We start from the raw sequence: 18,233 nt of genomic DNA on the forward strand, positions 1-18,233 counted from the left end.
TTGGAAGCTGCGAGGGCGGCAAGACCGTCGGACGAGAAACCCGGCTCTACGAGGCCGCTTTCCGCACATCGAGCACGGCCTGGGCCCATTCGGTCGGCCGCTCCTGCGGCAAATTGTGACCGGCCCCTGTAAAGACGCGCCGCTCGAAAAAGCCCTCGAATTTGCCTGCGTGGTGAGCGGTGCCGGAATTGACGCCGTCGCTGTCGCCGTCGATCGCGATGGTCGGGACACGAACCGGCGGCTGGGCGGCGAGCTTCGCCTCGATCGCGGCATAGGCGGGATCGCCCGCGACCAGCGCGTAACGATGTCGGTAGGAGTGGATCACGACATCGACGAAATCGGGATTGTCGAACGACATAGCGCTGGCCTCGAACGTCGCGTCGTCGAAGGCCCATGTCGGCGACCACATCGACCAGAGCTGGCGCGCAAAGCCGCGCCGGTTGCGCTCCAGCGCGCGGCGGCCACGCTCGTTGTGGAAGAGATATTGATACCAGAGCGCCGCCTCCTCCGGTGGCGAAGCCGGCTCCATCGAACGCGCGATGTTCTGGATGTTGTAGGAATTGCCCGAGACGAGGCCGATCACGCGCTCCGGATGCAGCACCGAGACCACGCAGGCCGCGCGCCCGCCCCAGTCGTAACCGCCGACCAACGCGCGCGAGATTCCAAGCGCATCCATGAAGGCCAGGAGATCGGCGCCCAGCGCCGCCTGCTCGCCGGAGCGCAACGTCGCAGCGGAGCGGAACCGCGTCGGCCCGTAGCCGCGCAGCCAGGGCACCAGCACCCGCGCGCCCGCTTGCGCAATGATCGGCGCGGTCTCGGCATAGGCGTTCACATCGTAGGGAAAGCCGTGACCCATGATGCAGGGCCAGCCGTCCGGCGCGCCGTATTCGCGATAGGCGATGTCGAGGATATCGGTGGTGATTGTTTTTTGTTGCATTACAAAGCGGAGTTATTTTTGCGGCCCCGATAGCGTGATGTCACGCTCGGCGCGGAACACATTGCTGTAGAGGTTAGCGATCCACTGGCGGCCAATCTCGGTCTTGTTGAGGTAACCGATCTCGGTCTGGATGTGCGGTGCGACGCTGTTCCAATAGAACTGCGGATAGCGGTTCACGATGTCGGCCGGCGAATCGTAGCCGAGCTGACGGTTCATGCCGACTTCTTCGAATTCGTAATAGAGCGCGTTGGCCTTGCGCAGATAGTTGGGATCTCCGAGTTGCCCGATGAAGTCGGCAGCGCGCAGGATCGAGGCGTCATCGTCGTAGTCCTGGCCTTCCCGGGCCGGAAACCGCGTGCCCTCGATGGCGCGGGCGATGCGCTCGCTGTCCACACCTCGAACTTGCGGCAGCCGCCGCCGCACAAAAAGCTTCGAGCGATCGACGTGATACATCATCAGGCTGGCATCCGAAGCGCCACGCGGCAGCGCCACCTTGGTGCCGGAATCATCGATGATGAAACCGTCTTCGTCATCCTCCGGAAACAGACCGCGGACATAGCCGATGTCGTGCGCGAGGCAGGCGATCAGGACGTTGATGTAGTCCTCAGCCGCAAGATGCGCGTGGAGATTACGTCCCATCAGGATCGCCTGAGCGGCCAGCGTCACCAACATCGTATGTTCGATGTTGTGATAGAGTGCGTCGCTATTCCCGATGCATTCCATCGCCGTGCGGGTCGAGCCTTCCAGCACCCTGGCGTAGGACTCGTCGTACCGACGACGCATGAACGAGCCCAGCAACTTCTCCAGGGTCTCCGCCGCCAGTTTCGGTAACGTGATCATGGATGCAGCCCCGCTTGTCGGTGGTGTCCCACATCAACTCCCGACGTCTCATTATTGTCCTCGACGCAAGCGTCAGCATAACCCATCTTGGGCCGACTGGCCAAACCCGGGAACGAAAATACGGAAATATGTTGCGGTTGTGCTCCGCGATATCGCGGTTGCGGTGCCGGTTCGATACACCCGGGCTAGGACGTCGCCGACACGGCAGGACCCGCAATCATTCGACCAGCAGCACGTCGACGGCCACGCCGAGCTTCTGCTTCGGCGAGCCGACGATGATGCCGTCGACCGGCGAAACGTCGGAAAAGTCGCGGCCGACCGCGAGCACGATATGGTCGCCAGCGACCATAAGATCGTTGGTCGGATCGAAATCGACCCAGCCAAGCTCCTCCCCACACCACAGCGACACCCAGGCATGGGTAGCGTCGGCGCCCTGCAGGCGCGGCTGGCCCGCCGGCGGAATGGTGCGCAAATATCCGCTGACATAGGCCGCGGGCAGGCCCAGCCCGCGCAGGCCCGCAATCATCACATGGGCAAAATCCTGACAGACGCCATGGCGCTTGACGAAGACCTCGTTGAGCGGCGTCGAGATCACTGTTGCCTTGGGGTCGTAGCGAAATTCGGTGCGGATGCGATGCATCAGATCGACCGCCCCGGCGAGGATGCCCGCGCCGGCCGCAAAGCTTTCCGCCGCATAGGCGCTGACCGGTCCCAGCACCGGCACCAGCGGGCTCGCAAAGACATAGCCGACCGGCGAGGACGGCCCGAGGCTCGTCGCCTCGAGGGCGATGTCGCGAATGCTCTCCCAGCCCGGACTGTCGGCATCGCGCGCCCGCGGCTGGCGCGAGACCTTCACGCGAGAGCGGGAGTCGATGCGCAGAGTACGGTGCGCGGCCTCGATCACCACGCTCTCGGTCAGGGTGCCGAAGAAATCGCGCCGGACGCTACGCTCCGCGGGGCGCGGACGGATCTCGACATGGTGCGAGATCAGCTCCTGGCCATGGCCGCTCCTCGGCTCCAGCCGCAGCGTGCAGCGGGCGAAGCTGACCGGGCTCTCGTATTCGTAGGTGGTGACGTGACGGATGTCGTAGATCACGCCAACCCCGTCAGCTTTTCCGGCCGGCTCGCATTGGGCCCGTGCGGGAAATAGTGCTGCCCGACCGCCTCGGCGAGGCTGAGCAGATCCTGCTCCAGTGCGAACAACGTCTTGACCTCGAGCTTCTCGGCCTCCGCGGTTGCGAGCATCGCCTGCATCGCGACCGCAAGCCGCTGCGGCTTCTCGATCAGGCCGTGCTCCTTCAGACTCGGCAGTGCGGCGATGTGCTCGTTCAGCGTCGTCACCTGGAACGCCACCGAACGCGGATTGTAGCTGTCGAGCACGGCGAGGTCGCGCACCGGCGCCAGGATCGGCGCCAGCAGATAACGCGAGCGGTAGGTGATCTGGCAATCCACCAGCGTCAGCAGGATATCGAGATCCTCGTCGCCGGCTTCGTCATAGGCGAACTGCCGGGCAAAACGCGTGGTGTTGATGGCGCGCTCGGTACGGCGGCCGATATCGAGGAAGCGCCAGCCGGCGGCGCGGTTCATGTTCTCATGCGCAAGGCCGGCAAAGCTCGCGAGCTCCTGCAAGGTCAGCTCGGCCGCGCTCAGCACGCTGTCGTCGTCCTCGACCTCGAAGGCCAGCCGCTCCGCCATCTCGGTGATGACTTGCCAGGCATCGGGCGACAGCCGCTCGCGCAAGGAGGTCGCCGTGCGCTGGGCCGCACGGACCAGCGACAGTGCCGAGCCGAAACGCTCCGGGCTCTGCAGCGCTTCGGCGACGATGCGGCCGGGCGCCGCGCGCGAGGTCTGCGAGATCGCGCCCCAGGTCACCAGCAGTCGCTGGATACGCTCGGCCGATTGCAGCGAGGCCGCGGTGCCCTTGTTGGGCCCGCTCGGCGAGCCCAGCGCCCGCACCAGCCGCAGCGTCGCCTCGGCGCGTTCGAGATAGCGGCCGAGCCAGAACAGATTGTCGGCGGCGCGGCTCGGCAGCACGCCGGCGATGCGGCGGATGCGCACCTTGTCGATCGCGGGCAGCAGCGTCGCGGTCGAGACCTGCTTCTCCGAGACCACCCAGACGTCGGCGGAACGCGCGCCGTCGCCCATCGACACCGCCCGCGCATCCGGCTGCTCGGCGATCCGGCAGAAGCCGCCGGGCATGATGGCCCAGCCGTCGGGCGTCGCGGCTGCGAACACGCGCAGCACGAAGGGACGGGGCGTGATCTGCCCCTGCTCCCACACCGGCATGGTCGAGAGCCGCACCACCTCCTGGCCGACATAGTCCATGCCCCGCGCGCTGATGGCGTCGCTCAGGCGCCGGCGGCCGGCGGCATCGAGCTCGCTCGCGAGCACCGGACCGTTGCTGTCGAAACCGGGAACGCCGCGCCGATAAGCGCCTTCGATCGCGACCTCGTCGAGCCGCGACAATACCTCGTCGCGCGCCGAGCGCTGGCCGCACCACCAGGTCGCGATGTGCGGCATCTTCAGCTCTTCGCCGAGCAGACGACGGCTGAGCGCCGGCAGGAAGCCGAGCATCGCGCGCGCCTCCAGGACGCCCGAGCCCGGCATGTTGGCGACGACGACGCCGTCCTTGCGCAGCACGTCGATCAGGCCGGGCACCCCGAGCCGCGAGGAGGCATCGAGCTCGAGCGGGTCGAGCGAATTGGAATCGACGCGGCGCAGCAGCACGTCGAGGCGCTTGAGGCCCGCAACCGTGCGGATGTGGATATGGTTGTCGCTGACGGCGAGATCGTCGCCCTCGACCAGCAGGAAGCCGAGATAGCGCGCCAGCGTCGCGTGCTCGAAATAGGTCTCGCTGAAGCTGCCCGGCGTGAGCACGCCGATCCGCGGCTCGTCGCGGTCGGCGCGCGCACGAAGACTGTCGCGAAACGCCTCGAAGAACGGCGCGACGCGCGGCACGTTCATCGACTTGTAGAGATCGGAGAAGGCGCGCGAGAGCACCAGACGGTTCTCCAGCGCATAGCCCGCGCCCGACGGCGCCTGCGTGCGGTCGCCGAGCACCCACCAGCGGCCGTCGGGCCCGCGGCCGACATCGGCGGCATAGAGCGAGAGATAGCGCCCGCCCGGCGGCGGCACGCCGCAGACGGGACGGAGATATTCGGGGCTGCCGGCGATCGCGGCCGCAGGCAACGCGCCTTCGGCGACGAGGCGGCCCTCGCCATAGATGTCGCGCAGCACGAGCTCGAGCAGCTCGGCGCGCTGGGTGATGCCGTCGGACAGCTGCTTCCAGTCGGCCTCGTCGATCAGCAGCGGCAGATGGCTGATCGACCAGGGCCGGTCGGCGCTCTCGCCGGGCGCGCGATAGGTGACGCCGGCCTCGCGGAGATGACGGTCGGCCATGCCAAACCGCCGCTCGATGTCGTCGGGCGCAAGCGCGCCGAAGGCATCGAAGAAGCGGCTCCAGACCGCGCGGGGCTTGCCGTCCGGGCCGAGAAACTCGTCGGGGATGCCGGGCAGGCGCCTGTAGTCGCGGACCCATTGCGCGAAGCGGCGATGGCCATCACGTTGACCTTGCGCCTTACCCGCCTTGTCGTCCTCTTCGGCTGCGCCCTCGGCCATGCGCCTCTCCCTGCCCCCGCATCATACTCATTGCAGGAGCGGGGTCCGCAAGTCGAGGGTCAGCGGAAACTCACTTGTGCGTTCCTCGGGCGGCGGCTGCATCGGGCCCGGCGTATGGCCGTGGTCCTGGAAGCGCGCCAGCCGCCGCGCCTCGGCCTCGTAGGTGTTGACCGGCTTGGTATCGTAGCTGCGGCCGCCGGGATGGGCGACGTGATAGACGCAGCCGCCGAGCGAGCGGCCGTTCCAGGTGTCGATGAGGTCGAAGGTCAGGGGCGCGTGAACGGGAATGGTCGGGTGCAGGCCGGAGGCCGGCTGCCAGGCCTTGAAGCGGACGCCGGCCACGGCTTCGCCGGAGCGGCCGGTGGCGGTCATCGGCAGGCGGCGGCCGTTGCAGGAGACGATATGGCGGCCTTCGACGAAGCCTTCCGCCTTGACCTGGAGCCGCTCGACCGATGAGTCGACATAGCGCACGGTGCCGCCGGCCGAGCCCTCCTCGCCGAGCACGTGCCAGGGCTCCAGCGCCTGCCGCAGCTCCAGCGTCACGCCGCCATGATGGATACGGCCGAAAGCGGGGAAGCGGAATTCGAGCTGGGCCAGATACCATTCAGGCTCGAACGGATAGCCGGACTGCTTCAACTCGGTGAGCACTTCGAGGAAATCCTCCCAGATGAAGTGCGGCAGCATGAAGCGGTCGTGCAGCGCGGTGCCCCAGCGCACGAACTTGCCCTGTTGCGGCTCGCGCCAGAATTTCGCGATCAGCGCGCGGATCAGCAGCTGCTGCGCCAGCGACATGCGCGGATCCGGCGGCATTTCAAGCGCGCGGAATTCGACCAGGCCGAGGCGACCGGTCGTGCCGTCCGGTGAATAGAGCTTGTCGATGCAGATCTCGGCGCGATGGGTGTTGCCGGTGATGTCGACAAGGAGATGCCGGAACAAGCGATCCACCAGCCACAGCGGCGCCTGAACGCCCGGCGGCGGCACGTGGGTGAGCGCGACCTCGAGCTCGTAAATGCTGTCGTGGCGGGCTTCGTCGATGCGCGGTGCCTGGCTGGTCGGGCCGATGAAGAGGCCGGAGAAGAAATAGGACAGCGCCGGATGACGCTGCCAGTGCAGCACCAGGCTCTTCAACAGATCGGGCCGGCGCAGGAACGGCGAGTCCTGCGGGCTCGAGCCGCCGACCACGACGTGATTGCCGCCACCGGTGCCGGTGTGGCGACCGTCGACCAGGAAGCGATTGGCGCCGAGGCGTGTCTTGCCCGCATCTTCATAGAGCCCGGCGGTGATCTCGACCGCCTCGCGCCAGTTCTTTGCCGGCTGGACGTTGACCTCGATCACGCCGGGATCCGGCGTCACCTTGATGACGTCGACACGCGGATCGAACGGCGGCGGATAACCCTCGACATGGATCTGGAGCTGCATCTCCTCGGCCGTCGCTTCGAGCGCCGCGATCATCTCGAGATAATCCTCGATCTGCTCGACCGGCGGCATGAAAGCACAAAGCACGCCGTCGCGGACCTCGACCGACATCGCGGTGCGGACCGGGACCGAGGTGTTGAGCTGTTCGGGCTCGAGCCGCTCCGGCGCGTCCGGACGCGCCGGAAGGCTGAACACCGGCAGCTTGCCGCGGGCCTCCATCGGATCCCGCTCGACGATGTAGGGATATTGATCGGGCGGGACATAGCCGAGCGAGTCCAGCGGCAGACGCAGGCCGAGCGGCGAGTCCCCCGGCATCAGGAACAGATGACTGCGCCGGAGCTGCCAGCGCTCGCTGCGCCAGCGTGGCGGCGCATTCCAGCGCTGCACGGGCAGCACGAAGCCGCGAGGGTTGTTGAGCCCGTGCTCGAACACCCGCGCCATCCGCGCGCGGGCCTCCGGATCGGACAATTTGGAATCGGACGGATCGACGTTGACGGGAAGCTCGGATTCCTTCTGCAGCCAGTACGCGGTGTCCTCATAGGCCGGCATGATGTAGCCGGGATCGAGACCAAGCCGCAGCGCCGCGCCTTCCACGAACGCCTGGACGTCCTTGGCCTGCGCCGGCCGCGGATTTTCGATGCTGGCGATGAGGTCGGCATTCTTCCAGATCGGCACGCCGTCCTTGCGCCAGTACAGGCCAAAGGCCCAGCGCGGCAGGCTTTCACCGGGATACCATTTGCCCTGACCGAAGTGCAGCAGGCCCCCGGGTCCGAAACGCGCGCGGAGGCGGCGGATCAGATCGTCGGCCAGCCCGCGCTTGGTCGGACCGACGGCGTCCGTGTTCCACTCGGCGCCTTCGAGATCATCGACGGAGACGAAGGTCGGCTCGCCGCCCATGGTCAGACGCACGTCCTGCGCCGCAAGATCGCCGTCGACCTGCTCGCCGAGATCGTTGAGCCGTATCCAGGATTCGTCCGAGAACGGTTTTGTGATGCGCGGCGCCTCGCGAATGCGCTTGACGCTCATGTCGAAGGCGAATTCGACCTCGGCGAAGCCGGCGCCGCCGGAGATCGGCGCGGCCGAGCGGTAGTGCGGCGTCGCCGCGACCGGGATGTGCCCCTCGCCCGCAAGCATGCCCGAGGTCGCGTCGAAGCCGATCCAGCCTGCGCCCGGCAGGTAGACCTCGGCCCAGGCGTGCAGATCGGTGAAATCATTCTCGACCTCCGGCGGCCCCTCGATCGGATCGATGTCGGGACGGACCTGGATCAGATAGCCGGAGACGAAACGGGCGGCGAGACCGAGGTGACGGAAGGTCTGGATCAGAAGCCAGGCGGAGTCACGGCATGAGCCGGCTGCCGAGGAGAGCGTCTCCTCCGGCGTCTGCACGCCCGCTTCCATGCGGATGACGTAGCCGATCTTTTTCTGCAGCTCCCTGTTGAGATCGACCAGGAAGTTGACGGTGTTCGGGGCTTCGTGCGGGATCGTGTCGAGATATTTCGCGAACAGCCGATCGGGCTTGACGGTCTCGAGGTAAGGCGCGAGCTCCGTCTTGAGATCTTGCGGATATTCGAACGGAAAGCTGTCGGCATAGGGCTCGACGAAGAAGTCGAACGGATTGACCGTGGTCATCTGCGCCGTGAAATCGACCTCGATCTTGAGCTCGGTCGTCTTCTCCGGGAAGACGTAACGCGCGATCCAGTTGCCCAGCGGATCCTGCTGCCAGTTCACGAAATGATTGGCCGGCGTGACCTTGAGCGAATAACTCAGGATCGGCGTGCGCGTATGCGGCGCCGGCCGCAGGCGGATGGTCTGCGGGCCGAGATCGATCGGGCGGTCGTATTTGTAGTGCGTGACGTGGTGTAATGCGACGTAGATCGACACGGGGTGCGGTACTCCAGCAGCTTTTTTGAGCAGAACACCGCTGGTGACCTCGATCAAGCACTAACAACGGGCAAAGGGTGCCTACGCAAGGTGCGGGCGCCCGCTTTCCTCCTTCTCCCCTTGTGGGAGAAGGAGGCGCGAAGCGCCGGATGAGGGGTATGTCTCCGCAAACTCGGTGCAGGGATCGCTTGCGGAGAGAGATCCCTCACCCGTCTCGCCGCAAACGCGGCGAGCCACCCTCTCCCACAAGGGGAGAGGGTTAGCAGAGTGCGTCTGCATCGAAGGCCTTTACGCCGCTGACGTCAGCCGTTGCAGGAACTGCGTCACCTCGCGCCGGAGCGTCTCGACCTCGCCATGGACGCGTTCGGAGGCGCTGTTGACGCGGCCCGCCACACGGCCGGTGTCGGCGGCGGCTTCGCTGATGCCGGTGACGTTCGAGGACATTTGCGAGGTGCCGGCCGAGGCTTCCTGGACGCTGCGGGCGATTTCACGGGTGGCGAGCCCCTGCTGCTCGATCGAGGTCGCGATCGAGGCGGTGATGCCGTTGATCTCGGTGATGGTCTGTGCGATCGCCTCGACGGCGGCGACCGAATTGGTGGTCGATTGCTGCATTTCGCCGACCTTGGCGCTGATCTCCTCGGTCGCCTTCGCGGTCTGGTTGGCGAGGCTCTTGACCTCGGATGCGACCACGGCGAAGCCGCGGCCGGCCTCGCCTGCCCGCGCGGCCTCGATGGTGGCGTTGAGCGCCAGGAGATTGGTCTGCTCGGCGATCTCGCTGATCAGCTTGACCACGTCGCCGATCCGCATCGCTGCATCCGCAAGCGTGCGAATCTCGCTGCCGGCACGATTGGCTTCGTTCACCGCCCGCCCCGTGCTCGTGGTCGAGCCGGCCACCTGGCGGCTGATCTCGGCGATCGATGACGCAAGCTGCTCCGCGGCGCTGGCGACGGTGGCGACGTTGCGCGAGGCCTGGTCGGACGCACTGAGCACGCCGGAGGTCTGCCGGCTGGTCTTCTCGGCCGCCGCCGCCATCTGGCCGGCGTCGGATTCGAGATCGGTCGCCGCGCCCATGAGAGTGCCGGCGACCTGGTCGAGATGCGTGCCGAACTGCTTTGCGAGGTCCGCGATCTCAACCACGCGACGGCCGAGGCTGTCGGTGCCGGAATTGATGACGGTGGCTGAACGGCGGAACGAGCCGGGTAATCCGCGCGCGAGGATCTTGCGGAAATATTTGCCGCGGCTCGCATAGTCCATCGACGCCGAAGCTTCCCGCAAATAGGCATCGGTGATGTCCAGCATGTCGTTGACCGCCTTCTGAATGGCGCCGATCCGCCCGGCCTGGCGGTTGCTGAGAATGCGCGCCTCGAGATCGCCACGTGCGGCCTTGCGGCATACGTCTGCCACCTCGTCGACGGCCACCGCCGTGCAGTGCTGGCACCAGACGGCGTACCCAAGCAGCACGACCGTAACGCCAGGCAACGCCGCGCCGGAAATTCCAGTCGCACCGGCCAGCGAGAGCGCGAACGCCACGACGGCGAGAACGGATGCGAGCGCGGTCGCTCCCTGCGCCTTAGAGAGAGAGCACAAATTCATCGTAACCGACACCCTGTTGCTTGAGCAGCCCGACCATCACCTCGAAGCTCGCATGCATGCCGTCCTTGGCATTGGCATGCCGCGCCTCTTCCGCGCACAGCGCCTTGTAGATCGGCTTGATGCGCTCGATCTGCGCAGCATCGGGTTTGCGACGGTTGGAGTGATAGCCGACGATATTGCCACGCTCGTCGAATGTCGGCGTGACGTGGGCGAACACCCAGTAATGGCTGCCGTCCTTCGCGAGGTTGACGACGTAGGCGAAGATCTCCTGCCTGGACTGAAGCGTGTCCCACAACAGCTTGAAGACGGAGCGTGGCATCTCGGGGTGGCGGATCAGGCTATGGGGGGCGCCCATCAGCTCCTTCCAGGAGTACTTCGCCATGCGGATGAAGACATCGTTGGCGTAGGTGATGCGGCCCTTGAGATCGGTCTTCGAGACGATCAGCTCCTCCTCTCCGAGGAGATTTTCCACGCCGGTCGGCTGTATCGCACGCGTCATCGTTGACGAACCCTCACGAAGCGCGAACGCCCCAAATGAGTGGAGCTCGCATCCCTCCAGGGATTACGGCAGAAGATGTTAATCAGGTGTGACCGCGGGAAATCCCGTGATCACTTGCCGGCTCCGTATCATTACTGAGGAGCGTCGCTTGTAGTGTTCAGCTACCGCCGAGGCGCAACGAGGGGATTACATCGTCGCGCCCAGCACCCATGGCGCGAACTCGGCGCCGCCGAAATCGAAACTCTCGCTCTTGGTCGGCTGGCCCGACGCAGTCTTGAGGATGAGATCGAAAATGCGCTGGCCGCACTGCTGGACGCTCTCCTCGCCTTCGAGGATGGTGCCGCAATTGACGTCCATATCCTCTTCCATGCGCTTGTACATGGGCGTGTTGGTGGCGAGCTTGATCGAGGGCGCCGGCTTGCAGCCGAACACGCTGCCACGGCCCGTGGTGAAGCAGACCAGATTGGCGCCGCCGGCGACCTGTCCGGTCGCGGCAACCGGATCGTAGCCAGGCGTGTCCATGAAGACGAAGCCCTTCTTGGTGATGGGTTCGGCGTAGCGCAGCACCTCGACGAGATTGGTGGTGCCGGCCTTCGCCATCGCGCCGAGCGACTTCTCCAGAATGGTGGTGAGGCCGCCGGCCTTGTTGCCCGGGCTCGGATTGGCGTTCATCTCGGCGCCTTCGCGCGTCGTATATTCGTCCCACCAGCGCATGAGATCGACCAGCTTCTCGCCGACCTCGCGGCTGACGGCGCGCCGCGTGAGCAGATGCTCGGCGCCATAGGTCTCCGGCGTCTCCGACAGGATCACGGTGCCGCCGTGACGCACGATGAGATCGCTGGCCGCGCCGAGCGCCGGATTGGCGGACACACCGGAATAGCCGTCCGAGCCGCCGCATTGCAGCGCCACGGTCAATTCGCTCACCGGGACGGACTCGCGCTTGACCTTGTTGGACTCCGCAAGTGCCTCGCGTACGAAGGCGATGCCGGCTTCCACCGTCTTGCGGGTGCCGCCGACCTCCTGGATGTCCATTGCGCGCAGGCGGCCGGCGAGCTTCTGCTCTTCCATCAGGCCACCGATCTGGTTCACTTCGCAGCCGAGGCCGAGCACGATGACGTGGGAGAAGTTCACGTGCCGTGCATAGCCGCCGAGCGTGCGGCGGAGCAGCGCTAAGGGCTCGTTCTGCGTCATGCCGCAGCCGGTCTTGTGGGTCAGCGCGACCACGCCGTCGACATTGGGGAAGTCGGCCAGCGGATTGTCGCCGGTGAACGGATTCTTCTTGAAGACGTCGGCGACGAGGCTTGCGACATGCGCGCTGCAATTCACCGAGGTCAGGATGCCGATATAGTTGCGCGTGGCGACGCGGCCGTCCGGGCGGCGGATGCCTTCGAAGCTCGCCGGCAGATCGAAGTTCGGCGTCGGCTTGACGTCGGCGCAATAGGCATAGTCCTTGGCGAAATCGCCCATGCCGCAGTTCTGCACGTGCACGTGCTGGCCCGGCGCGATCGGCACTGTCGCAAAGCCGATGATCTGGCCGTAGCGTATCACCGGCTCGCCGACTGCGATCGGCTTGATCGCGACCTTGTGGCCGGAGGGAATGCGCTCGACCGTGGTTACACCGTCGGCCACCAATGTTCCCGGCGGCAAGCTCGCGCGCGCGATCAGCACGCCATCATCGGGATGCAGGCGAATGACGGGGCTGATGGTCATGGGAGGTCTCCTGTATCGAAACTATCGTGCCCCGGACGCTGCGCAGCGCGAAGCGGTGCGCTGCAGATCCGGGGCCCAGTTGCTTACGTAATGTGCTTCACTGGCTTCTGGGTCCCGGCTCTGCGGAGCGGCATCCGGGACACAGAGAGAGCTCAGGCCTTGCCGCCGGAATCCTTCCGGGTCGCGTTGACCTGCATCTTGGCGTAGGTGGTCATCAGGCCGACCTCGTTCGAGAGCGTCACCAGCTTGAAGCCCATGTTGATGGCGCGCGCGGCACCTTCGGCGCCACTGCAATGGATGCCGGGGTTGAGGCCGCGCTTGCCGCACTCCTTGATGATCTTCTCGTAGATCGCGAGGATCTCCGGCTCGGTGCGATCGAGCTTCGGCTCGAGGCCGTAGGAGAAGCCGAGGTCGGACGGGCCGATATAGACGCCGTCGATGCCTTCGACGTCGAAGATCGCCTCCATGTTCTCGACCGCGGTTTTGGTCTCCATCATCGGCAGCAGCACGATGTCGTCGTTGGCCGTCTTCTGGTAGGAGCCGGCGGTGCCGTACATGCCGGCGCGGATCGGGCCGTTGGAGCGCACGCCCTTCGGCGGATATTTGGCATAGGAAACGAGGTTCCTGGCTTCCTGCGGCGTGTTGACCATCGGGCAGATCACGCCATAGGCGCCACCATCGAGCACCTTGCCGATGATGCCGGGCTCGTTCCAGGGCACGCGGACCATCGGCGTGATCGGATGCTTGTCCATCGCCTGGAAGCACTGCACCATCGACAGATAATCCTGCACGCCGTGCTGCATGTCGACGGTGACGCTGTCGAAGCCGCATTGCGCGATCATCTCGGCCGAGAAGCCGGAGGGAATCGCGAGCCACGCGTTGACCACGGCCTTGCCCGACTTCCAGATTTCCTTGACCTTGTTCGCCACGTTGCCTTCCTTCTTTGTTGTTTGGGCCGTCATTGTTTAAGTCGTCGTTATTTGGACCTTCGTCACCATGACGAGCGTCACGACAGCACAACCGCTGTTACCGCGAACTGGCGCGCCGCGCTACGCTCGCAATGACGCAAGACCTATGCGGTCGCCCTCTGGATGCTGACTTCGCCGACACCGACCTCGCGGGCCGTATTCACTATTGCCGCCCAGGTGTCATCCGGCAAGGGGATGCCGTTTCGGGTGCGCTCCGCCCGGGTTTTCCGCTCGGGGTCGCCGGGAATGAGCACCTGATCGACCCCGGCCACCGGCCTGGTGGCACGGATGAAGTCGGCATAGCGCGACACCTCTGCGTCAAAGACATGGGAGGTATCGACCACTTTCGGATCGATGTAGAACGCCAGCATGCCGTTGGCGAAGCGCCGACCGCCGGACGTGGCCCCGGTTCCGGTCAACGCACCGCCGAGCAGCTCGCACATGAAGGCAAGCCCCGAACCTTTGTGCTCGCCGAAGGCGCGGATCGCGCCCGTTCCCTTGGTGTGGTCGCGCGGCCCGTCCGGCGTGAAGGGCCCGTAGAGCACGGCCGGCTCCTCGCTCAGGCTGCCGTCGGCATCGACCAGCGCGCCCTTCGGCAGCTTCTTGCCGCCGCGGCTTGCGACCAGCACCTTGCCCTCCGCCACCACCGAAGTCGCGAAATCCAGCACGATCGGATCCCGGCCCTCGCGCGGAATGCCGACGCAATAGGGGGCGGTGGAGAGCCGTTTCTCGACACCGCCGAACGGCGCCACCAGCAGCGAGCCCGCAGCATTGACGAAATGCACCGAGATCAGTCCTTCGGCGGCGGCCATTTCGGCCCAGTCGCCGACGCGGCCGATATGGCCGGCATTGCGCAGTGCGACGGCGGCAAGTCCCGCCTTCCTGCATTTCTCGATACCGATCCGGACCGCCTGCGGCGTCACCGTCTGGCCGTAACCGAACTTGCCGTCGACCACCGCGAGCGAGGGCGTATCGAGCACCAATTCCGCGTTCTGGTTCGGCACGACCGCGCCGGACTTCTGCCAACGGATATAGACGGGGACGCGGATCACGCCGTGGCTGTCATGGCCGGTCAGATTCGCCGTGGTCAGGTAGGTGGCGATGCGCCGGGCTTCGTCAGGCAACGACTGCGCATGCTCGAAGACCTCGGTGACGAAGTCGATCAGCTTCTGAACCTGGATGATGACCATGAGGATCTGTTTGCCTCTACCTCGGCGCCGATTTTGCAGCGATCGGCTTGAGCAGCACTTGAGCGAAAAAATGCGGCGGTGTCCATGATTGTTGCCGCGCGCTCGCGCATATCTGCTTTCACTCCTCGGCACTTGCCTCCTCGGCCTTGCCCAGCTCTGCGAGACTCCGTTCGAGCTCGCCAAGCATCTCCTGCAGTTCTACGAGCTTGCGTGCGCCAAAGCGTCGCGTGATCTCCGCATAGATCGCTTCGGAGGACGGCGCGACGGAGGCCATCAGCTTCACGCCCTTTTCCGAGATCGAGACCATGCTGCGGCGCTGGTCCGCCTTCGCGGTCTTGCGCTCGATCAGGTTGCGCGCCTCCAGATCGCGCAGGATGCGCGACAGGCTCGGTCCGAGCAGGAACGCCGTCCGCGCCAGTTCCGTGACTTCGACCGTGTCGATCGCCGCGAGCGCGCGCAGGATGCGCCATTGCTGCTCGGTCAGGCCATGCTCACGCAACGAGGGACGGAATTGCCGCATCACGGCTTCGCGTGCCCGCAACAACGACATCGGCAGCGAACGCGAGAAGTCGCGCATCGGCACCTGCCGCACGGCGGCTGCGCCGTCGTCCGCTGGATCAGCCGGTCTCTTCGTCATGACGCCCTTTCAAGCCGCGAAACGTTTGCAGTGCAGCAAGCCAATTTGCGATTGACGCATTCACTTAACATGTTAAGTATCTTCGGGCACCACGATTTGTAAGATCACGAATGGCGCTTTCCAACGACGATATCCGAGCTTGCGCGAGCCGTCTGCACCAGGCGGAGAAGACCCGTACGCAGATCCGGCAGCTCTCGCAGGACTTTCCCGACATCAGCATCGCTGACGCCTACGCGATTCAGAAGGCCTGGGTCGACGTCAAGATCGCCGAGGGGCGCATCGTCAGGGGACACAAGATCGGCCTGACCTCGAAGGCGATGCAGAGCGCGCTTGGCATCAACGAGCCCGATTCCGGCGTGTTGCTCGACGACATGTTCTTCGCCGATGGTGGCCTCGTCCCGACGGAACGCTTCATCGCGACGCGCGTGGAAGCCGAGCTCGCCTTCGTCATGAGCAAGCGCCTCTCAGGGCCAGACTGCACGCTGTTCGACGTGCTCAACGCCACCGACTTCGTGGTGCCGGCGCTGGAAATCCTCGACACACGCATAGAGCGCGTCGATCCCCGGACCAAGGCGACGCGAAAGATCTTCGACACCATCGCCGACAACGCGGCGAACGCCGGCATCGTGCTCGGTGGACGACCGATCCGACCGCTGGACGCTGATCTGCGCTGGATCGGCGCGCTTTGTTTCAAGAACGGCCAGCTGGAAGAGACCGGCCTCGCCGCCGGCGTGCTCAATCATCCCGCCACCGCCGTTGCCTGGCTCGCCAACAAGATCGCACCGCTTGGCCTTGCGCTCGAGCCCGGACAGGTCGTGCTCGCCGGCTCCTTCATCCGTCCGATCGAGACCCGCAAGGGCGACACAATTCAAGCCGATTATGGCGCCTACGGCTCGGTGAGTTGCTACTTCGCTTAGACGAATAAAAAAGACAGGGAGTGAAACCGCGATGCCGCATTTCACGATCGAATATTCGGCCAATCTCGACGACCGCCTCGACATCGGCGCGGCGTGCGAGGTGGTGCGCAAGGCGGCGGTCGAGACCGGCATCTTCCCGCTCGGCGGCATCCGCGTCCGCGCCATCAGGTGCGAGCATTATGCGATCGCCGATGCGCGGCAGGACTACGGCTTTCTCGACATGGTGCTGCGCATCGGCGAAGGCCGCGATCTGCCAACCCGCAAGACGGCCGGCGAGCATGTCTTCCAGGCGCTCTCCCGGCATCTCGATCCCGTCTTCGCAAGCTCGAAATTCGCCCTGTCGTTCGACATGCAGATCAACGACAAGGACACGAGCTGGAAGCGCAACAACATCCACGATGCCCTGAAAGCGGAGGCCGCCCATGGATAAGTCCACGCCGAAAGCCGATGTGTTCCAGGCCAACCGCGACCGCGTCGCGCCGCTGCTGAAGACGCTGCGCGCCGACGGCATCGGCCACATGATCGACGGCAAGATCGTGCCGTCGATCTCAGGCGAAACGTTCGAGACCAAGTCGCCGGTCGACGGCGCGACGCTCGCAAGCGTTGCCCGCGGCAATGCCGAGGACGTCGATCGCGCCGCCACCGCTGCCGCCCTCGCCTTCAAATCCTGGCGCGACATGGGCCCAGTGATGCGGAAGAAGCTGCTGCATCGCGTCGCCGACGCCATCGAGAACAATGCCGAGGACATCGCGGTGCTCGAATGCATCGACACCGGCCAGGCCTATCGCTTCATGGCCAAGGCCGCGATCCGCGCCGCCGAGAATTTCCGCTTCTTCGCGGACAGATGCGGCGAGGCGCGCGACGGCCAGAACACGCCGAGCGACGAGCATTGGAACGTCTCGACGCGCGTGCCGATCGGCCCGGTCGGCGTCATCACGCCGTGGAATACGCCGTTCATGCTTTCGACCTGGAAGATCGCGCCTGCCCTCGCAGCAGGCTGCACGGTCGTGCACAAGCCGGCGGAGTGGTCGCCGGTCACGGCGGCTATTCTGGCAAAGCTCGTCAAGGAAGCCGGCGTTCCCGACGGCGTGCTCAACACCGTGCACGGATTCGGCGAGGAGGCCGGCAAGGCGCTGACCGAGCATCCCGCCATCAAGGCGATCGGCTTCGTCGGCGAAAGTTCGACGGGCTCGGCGATCATGGTTCAGGGCGCGCCCACGCTGAAGCGCGTGCATTTCGAGCTCGGTGGCAAGAACCCGGTGATCGTGTTCGACGACGCCGATCTAGACCGCGCGCTCGATGCGGTCGTGTTCATGATCTACTCGCTCAACGGCGAGCGCTGCACGTCGTCGAGTCGCCTGCTGATCCAGGCCGGCATCGCGGAAAAGTTCATCGAGAAGCTGACCGCGCGGGTGAAAGCCCTGAAGGTCGGCCATCCCCTCGATCCCGCAACCGAGATCGGACCGCTGATCCACGAACGTCACCTGGCGAAAGTCTGCTCCTATTTCGACATCGCACGCCAGGACGGCGCGAAGATCGCCGTTGGCGGCAAGGCCTATGACGGCCCGGGCGGTGGACATTATGTCGAGCCGACTTTGGTGACCGGCGCCCACGGCAAGATGCGCGTGGCACAGGAAGAGGTGTTCGGCCCCTTCCTCACCGTGCTGCCCTTCCGCGACGAGGCCGATGCCATCGAGATCGCCAACGACATCCGCTATGGCCTGACCGGCTATGTCTGGACCAACGACCTTGGCCGCGCGTTGCGTGTCGCGGATGCGCTGGAAGCCGGCATGATCTGGCTGAACTCGGAAAACGTCCGCCATCTGCCGACGCCGTTCGGTGGGATGAAGGCCTCAGGCATCGGCCGCGACGGCGGCGATTACTCGTTCGATTTCTACATGGAAACCAAGCATGTCTCGGTGGCGCGGGGCACGCACAAGATTCAAAAGCTGGGAATCTAGAACCGCCGTCGTTCCGGGACGGCGCGGAGCGTCGAACCCGGAACCTCGAGATTCCGGGTTCGGCTC

14 protein-coding genes are annotated in these 18,233 nt (G+C 65.4%); 3 read left to right on the top strand and 11 right to left on the bottom strand.

All coding sequences use genetic code 11. The annotated features are described in order from the left end of the window. Positions 1 to 46 precede the first annotated feature (46 nt). From C7G41_RS10825 to hpaR, 11 genes are all read right to left on the bottom strand, one after another. Positions 47 to 937 carry an alpha/beta fold hydrolase gene (locus tag C7G41_RS10825; protein ID WP_106942547.1) on the bottom strand — a complete coding sequence of 297 codons (891 nt, stop codon included), beginning with the start codon at positions 935 to 937 and terminating at the stop codon, positions 47 to 49. Between the two features lie 12 nt (positions 938 to 949). Continuing rightward, on the bottom strand, positions 950 to 1,777 hold the full coding sequence (locus C7G41_RS10830; protein WP_106942548.1) for an HD domain-containing protein: 828 nt from the start codon (positions 1,775 to 1,777) through the stop codon (positions 950 to 952). A 217-nt stretch (positions 1,778 to 1,994) separates the two neighbouring features. Next, positions 1,995 to 2,873, bottom strand: a complete 879-nt coding sequence (locus C7G41_RS10840; protein WP_106942549.1) for a transglutaminase family protein — start codon at positions 2,871 to 2,873, stop codon at positions 1,995 to 1,997. Beyond that, a complete protein-coding gene (locus tag C7G41_RS10845; RefSeq protein ID WP_106942550.1) occupies positions 2,870 to 5,395 on the bottom strand; it encodes a circularly permuted type 2 ATP-grasp protein in 2,526 nt (841 codons plus the stop codon). The genes C7G41_RS10840 and C7G41_RS10845 overlap by 4 nt, the downstream gene beginning before the upstream one ends. Positions 5,396 to 5,422: 27 nt before the next feature. Then, positions 5,423 to 8,692, bottom strand: a complete 3,270-nt coding sequence (locus tag C7G41_RS10850) for a DUF2126 domain-containing protein (protein WP_106942551.1) — start codon at positions 8,690 to 8,692, stop codon at positions 5,423 to 5,425. Positions 8,693 to 8,980: 288 nt separating this feature from the next. Further along, positions 8,981 to 10,285, bottom strand: coding sequence for a methyl-accepting chemotaxis protein (locus C7G41_RS10860; protein ID WP_199198300.1), 1,305 nt, complete (start codon positions 10,283 to 10,285; stop codon positions 8,981 to 8,983). After that, positions 10,263 to 10,784: a PAS domain-containing protein gene (locus C7G41_RS10865; protein ID WP_106942554.1), complete on the bottom strand. Its 522-nt coding sequence runs from the start codon at positions 10,782 to 10,784 to the stop codon at positions 10,263 to 10,265. Before C7G41_RS10865 ends, C7G41_RS10860 begins: the two co-directional genes overlap by 23 nt. 186 nt (positions 10,785 to 10,970) lie before the next feature. After that, entirely contained in the window at positions 10,971 to 12,494 is a 1,524-nt protein-coding gene (locus C7G41_RS10870) for a UxaA family hydrolase (protein ID WP_106942555.1), read from the bottom strand. A gap of 152 nt (positions 12,495 to 12,646) precedes the next feature. After that, a complete protein-coding gene (locus C7G41_RS10875; protein WP_018456947.1) occupies positions 12,647 to 13,423 on the bottom strand; it encodes an HpcH/HpaI aldolase/citrate lyase family protein in 777 nt (258 codons plus the stop codon). A gap of 143 nt (positions 13,424 to 13,566) precedes the next feature. Next, positions 13,567 to 14,652, bottom strand: coding sequence for a malate/lactate/ureidoglycolate dehydrogenase (locus C7G41_RS10880; RefSeq protein ID WP_106942557.1), 1,086 nt, complete (start codon positions 14,650 to 14,652; stop codon positions 13,567 to 13,569). 118 nt (positions 14,653 to 14,770) lie between these two features. Beyond that, positions 14,771 to 15,289: a homoprotocatechuate degradation operon regulator HpaR gene (gene hpaR / locus C7G41_RS10885; protein WP_106942558.1), complete on the bottom strand. Its 519-nt coding sequence runs from the start codon at positions 15,287 to 15,289 to the stop codon at positions 14,771 to 14,773. A 110-nt stretch (positions 15,290 to 15,399) separates the two neighbouring features. Here hpaR and hpaH point away from each other — a divergent pair, with 110 nt between their 5' ends. The 3 genes from hpaH to hpaE are packed head-to-tail and all read left to right on the top strand — an operon-like array spanning position 15,400 to position 18,167. Continuing rightward, positions 15,400 to 16,206, top strand: a complete 807-nt coding sequence (gene hpaH, locus C7G41_RS10890; protein ID WP_106942559.1) for a 2-oxo-hept-4-ene-1,7-dioate hydratase — start codon at positions 15,400 to 15,402, stop codon at positions 16,204 to 16,206. Between the two features lie 31 nt (positions 16,207 to 16,237). Further along, the gene (locus tag C7G41_RS10895; RefSeq protein WP_106942560.1) at positions 16,238 to 16,636 is read left to right on the top strand and encodes a 5-carboxymethyl-2-hydroxymuconate Delta-isomerase; all 399 of its coding nucleotides are present in this window, start codon (positions 16,238 to 16,240) and stop codon (positions 16,634 to 16,636) included. Next, complete coding sequence (hpaE, locus tag C7G41_RS10900; protein WP_106942561.1) at positions 16,629 to 18,167, top strand: 5-carboxymethyl-2-hydroxymuconate semialdehyde dehydrogenase; 1,539 nt, start codon at positions 16,629 to 16,631, stop codon at positions 18,165 to 18,167. Before C7G41_RS10895 ends, hpaE begins: the two co-directional genes overlap by 8 nt. Positions 18,168 to 18,233 lie beyond the last annotated feature (66 nt).

The organism is Bradyrhizobium sp. MOS002 (assembly GCF_003020115.1).
Lineage (GTDB): Bacteria > Pseudomonadota > Alphaproteobacteria > Rhizobiales > Xanthobacteraceae > Bradyrhizobium.

Excerpts from the sequence above, each read along its gene's own strand:
- C7G41_RS10825 (WP_106942547.1), bottom strand. The coding sequence starts at position 937 with ATGCAACAAAAAACAATCACCACCGATATCCTCGACATCGCCTATCGC.
- C7G41_RS10830 (WP_106942548.1), bottom strand. The coding sequence starts at position 1,777 with ATGATCACGTTACCGAAACTGGCGGCGGAGACCCTGGAGAAGTTGCTG.
- C7G41_RS10845 (WP_106942550.1), bottom strand. The coding sequence starts at position 5,395 with ATGGCCGAGGGCGCAGCCGAAGAGGACGACAAGGCGGGTAAGGCGCAA.
- C7G41_RS10860 (WP_199198300.1), bottom strand. The coding sequence starts at position 10,285 with ATGAATTTGTGCTCTCTCTCTAAGGCGCAGGGAGCGACCGCGCTCGCA.
- C7G41_RS10865 (WP_106942554.1), bottom strand. The coding sequence starts at position 10,784 with ATGACGCGTGCGATACAGCCGACCGGCGTGGAAAATCTCCTCGGAGAG.
- C7G41_RS10870 (WP_106942555.1), bottom strand. The coding sequence starts at position 12,494 with ATGACCATCAGCCCCGTCATTCGCCTGCATCCCGATGATGGCGTGCTG.
- C7G41_RS10880 (WP_106942557.1), bottom strand. The coding sequence starts at position 14,652 with ATGGTCATCATCCAGGTTCAGAAGCTGATCGACTTCGTCACCGAGGTC.
- hpaR (WP_106942558.1), bottom strand. The coding sequence starts at position 15,289 with ATGACGAAGAGACCGGCTGATCCAGCGGACGACGGCGCAGCCGCCGTG.
- hpaH (WP_106942559.1), top strand. The coding sequence starts at position 15,400 with ATGGCGCTTTCCAACGACGATATCCGAGCTTGCGCGAGCCGTCTGCAC.
- C7G41_RS10895 (WP_106942560.1), top strand. The coding sequence starts at position 16,238 with ATGCCGCATTTCACGATCGAATATTCGGCCAATCTCGACGACCGCCTC.
- hpaE (WP_106942561.1), top strand. The coding sequence starts at position 16,629 with ATGGATAAGTCCACGCCGAAAGCCGATGTGTTCCAGGCCAACCGCGAC.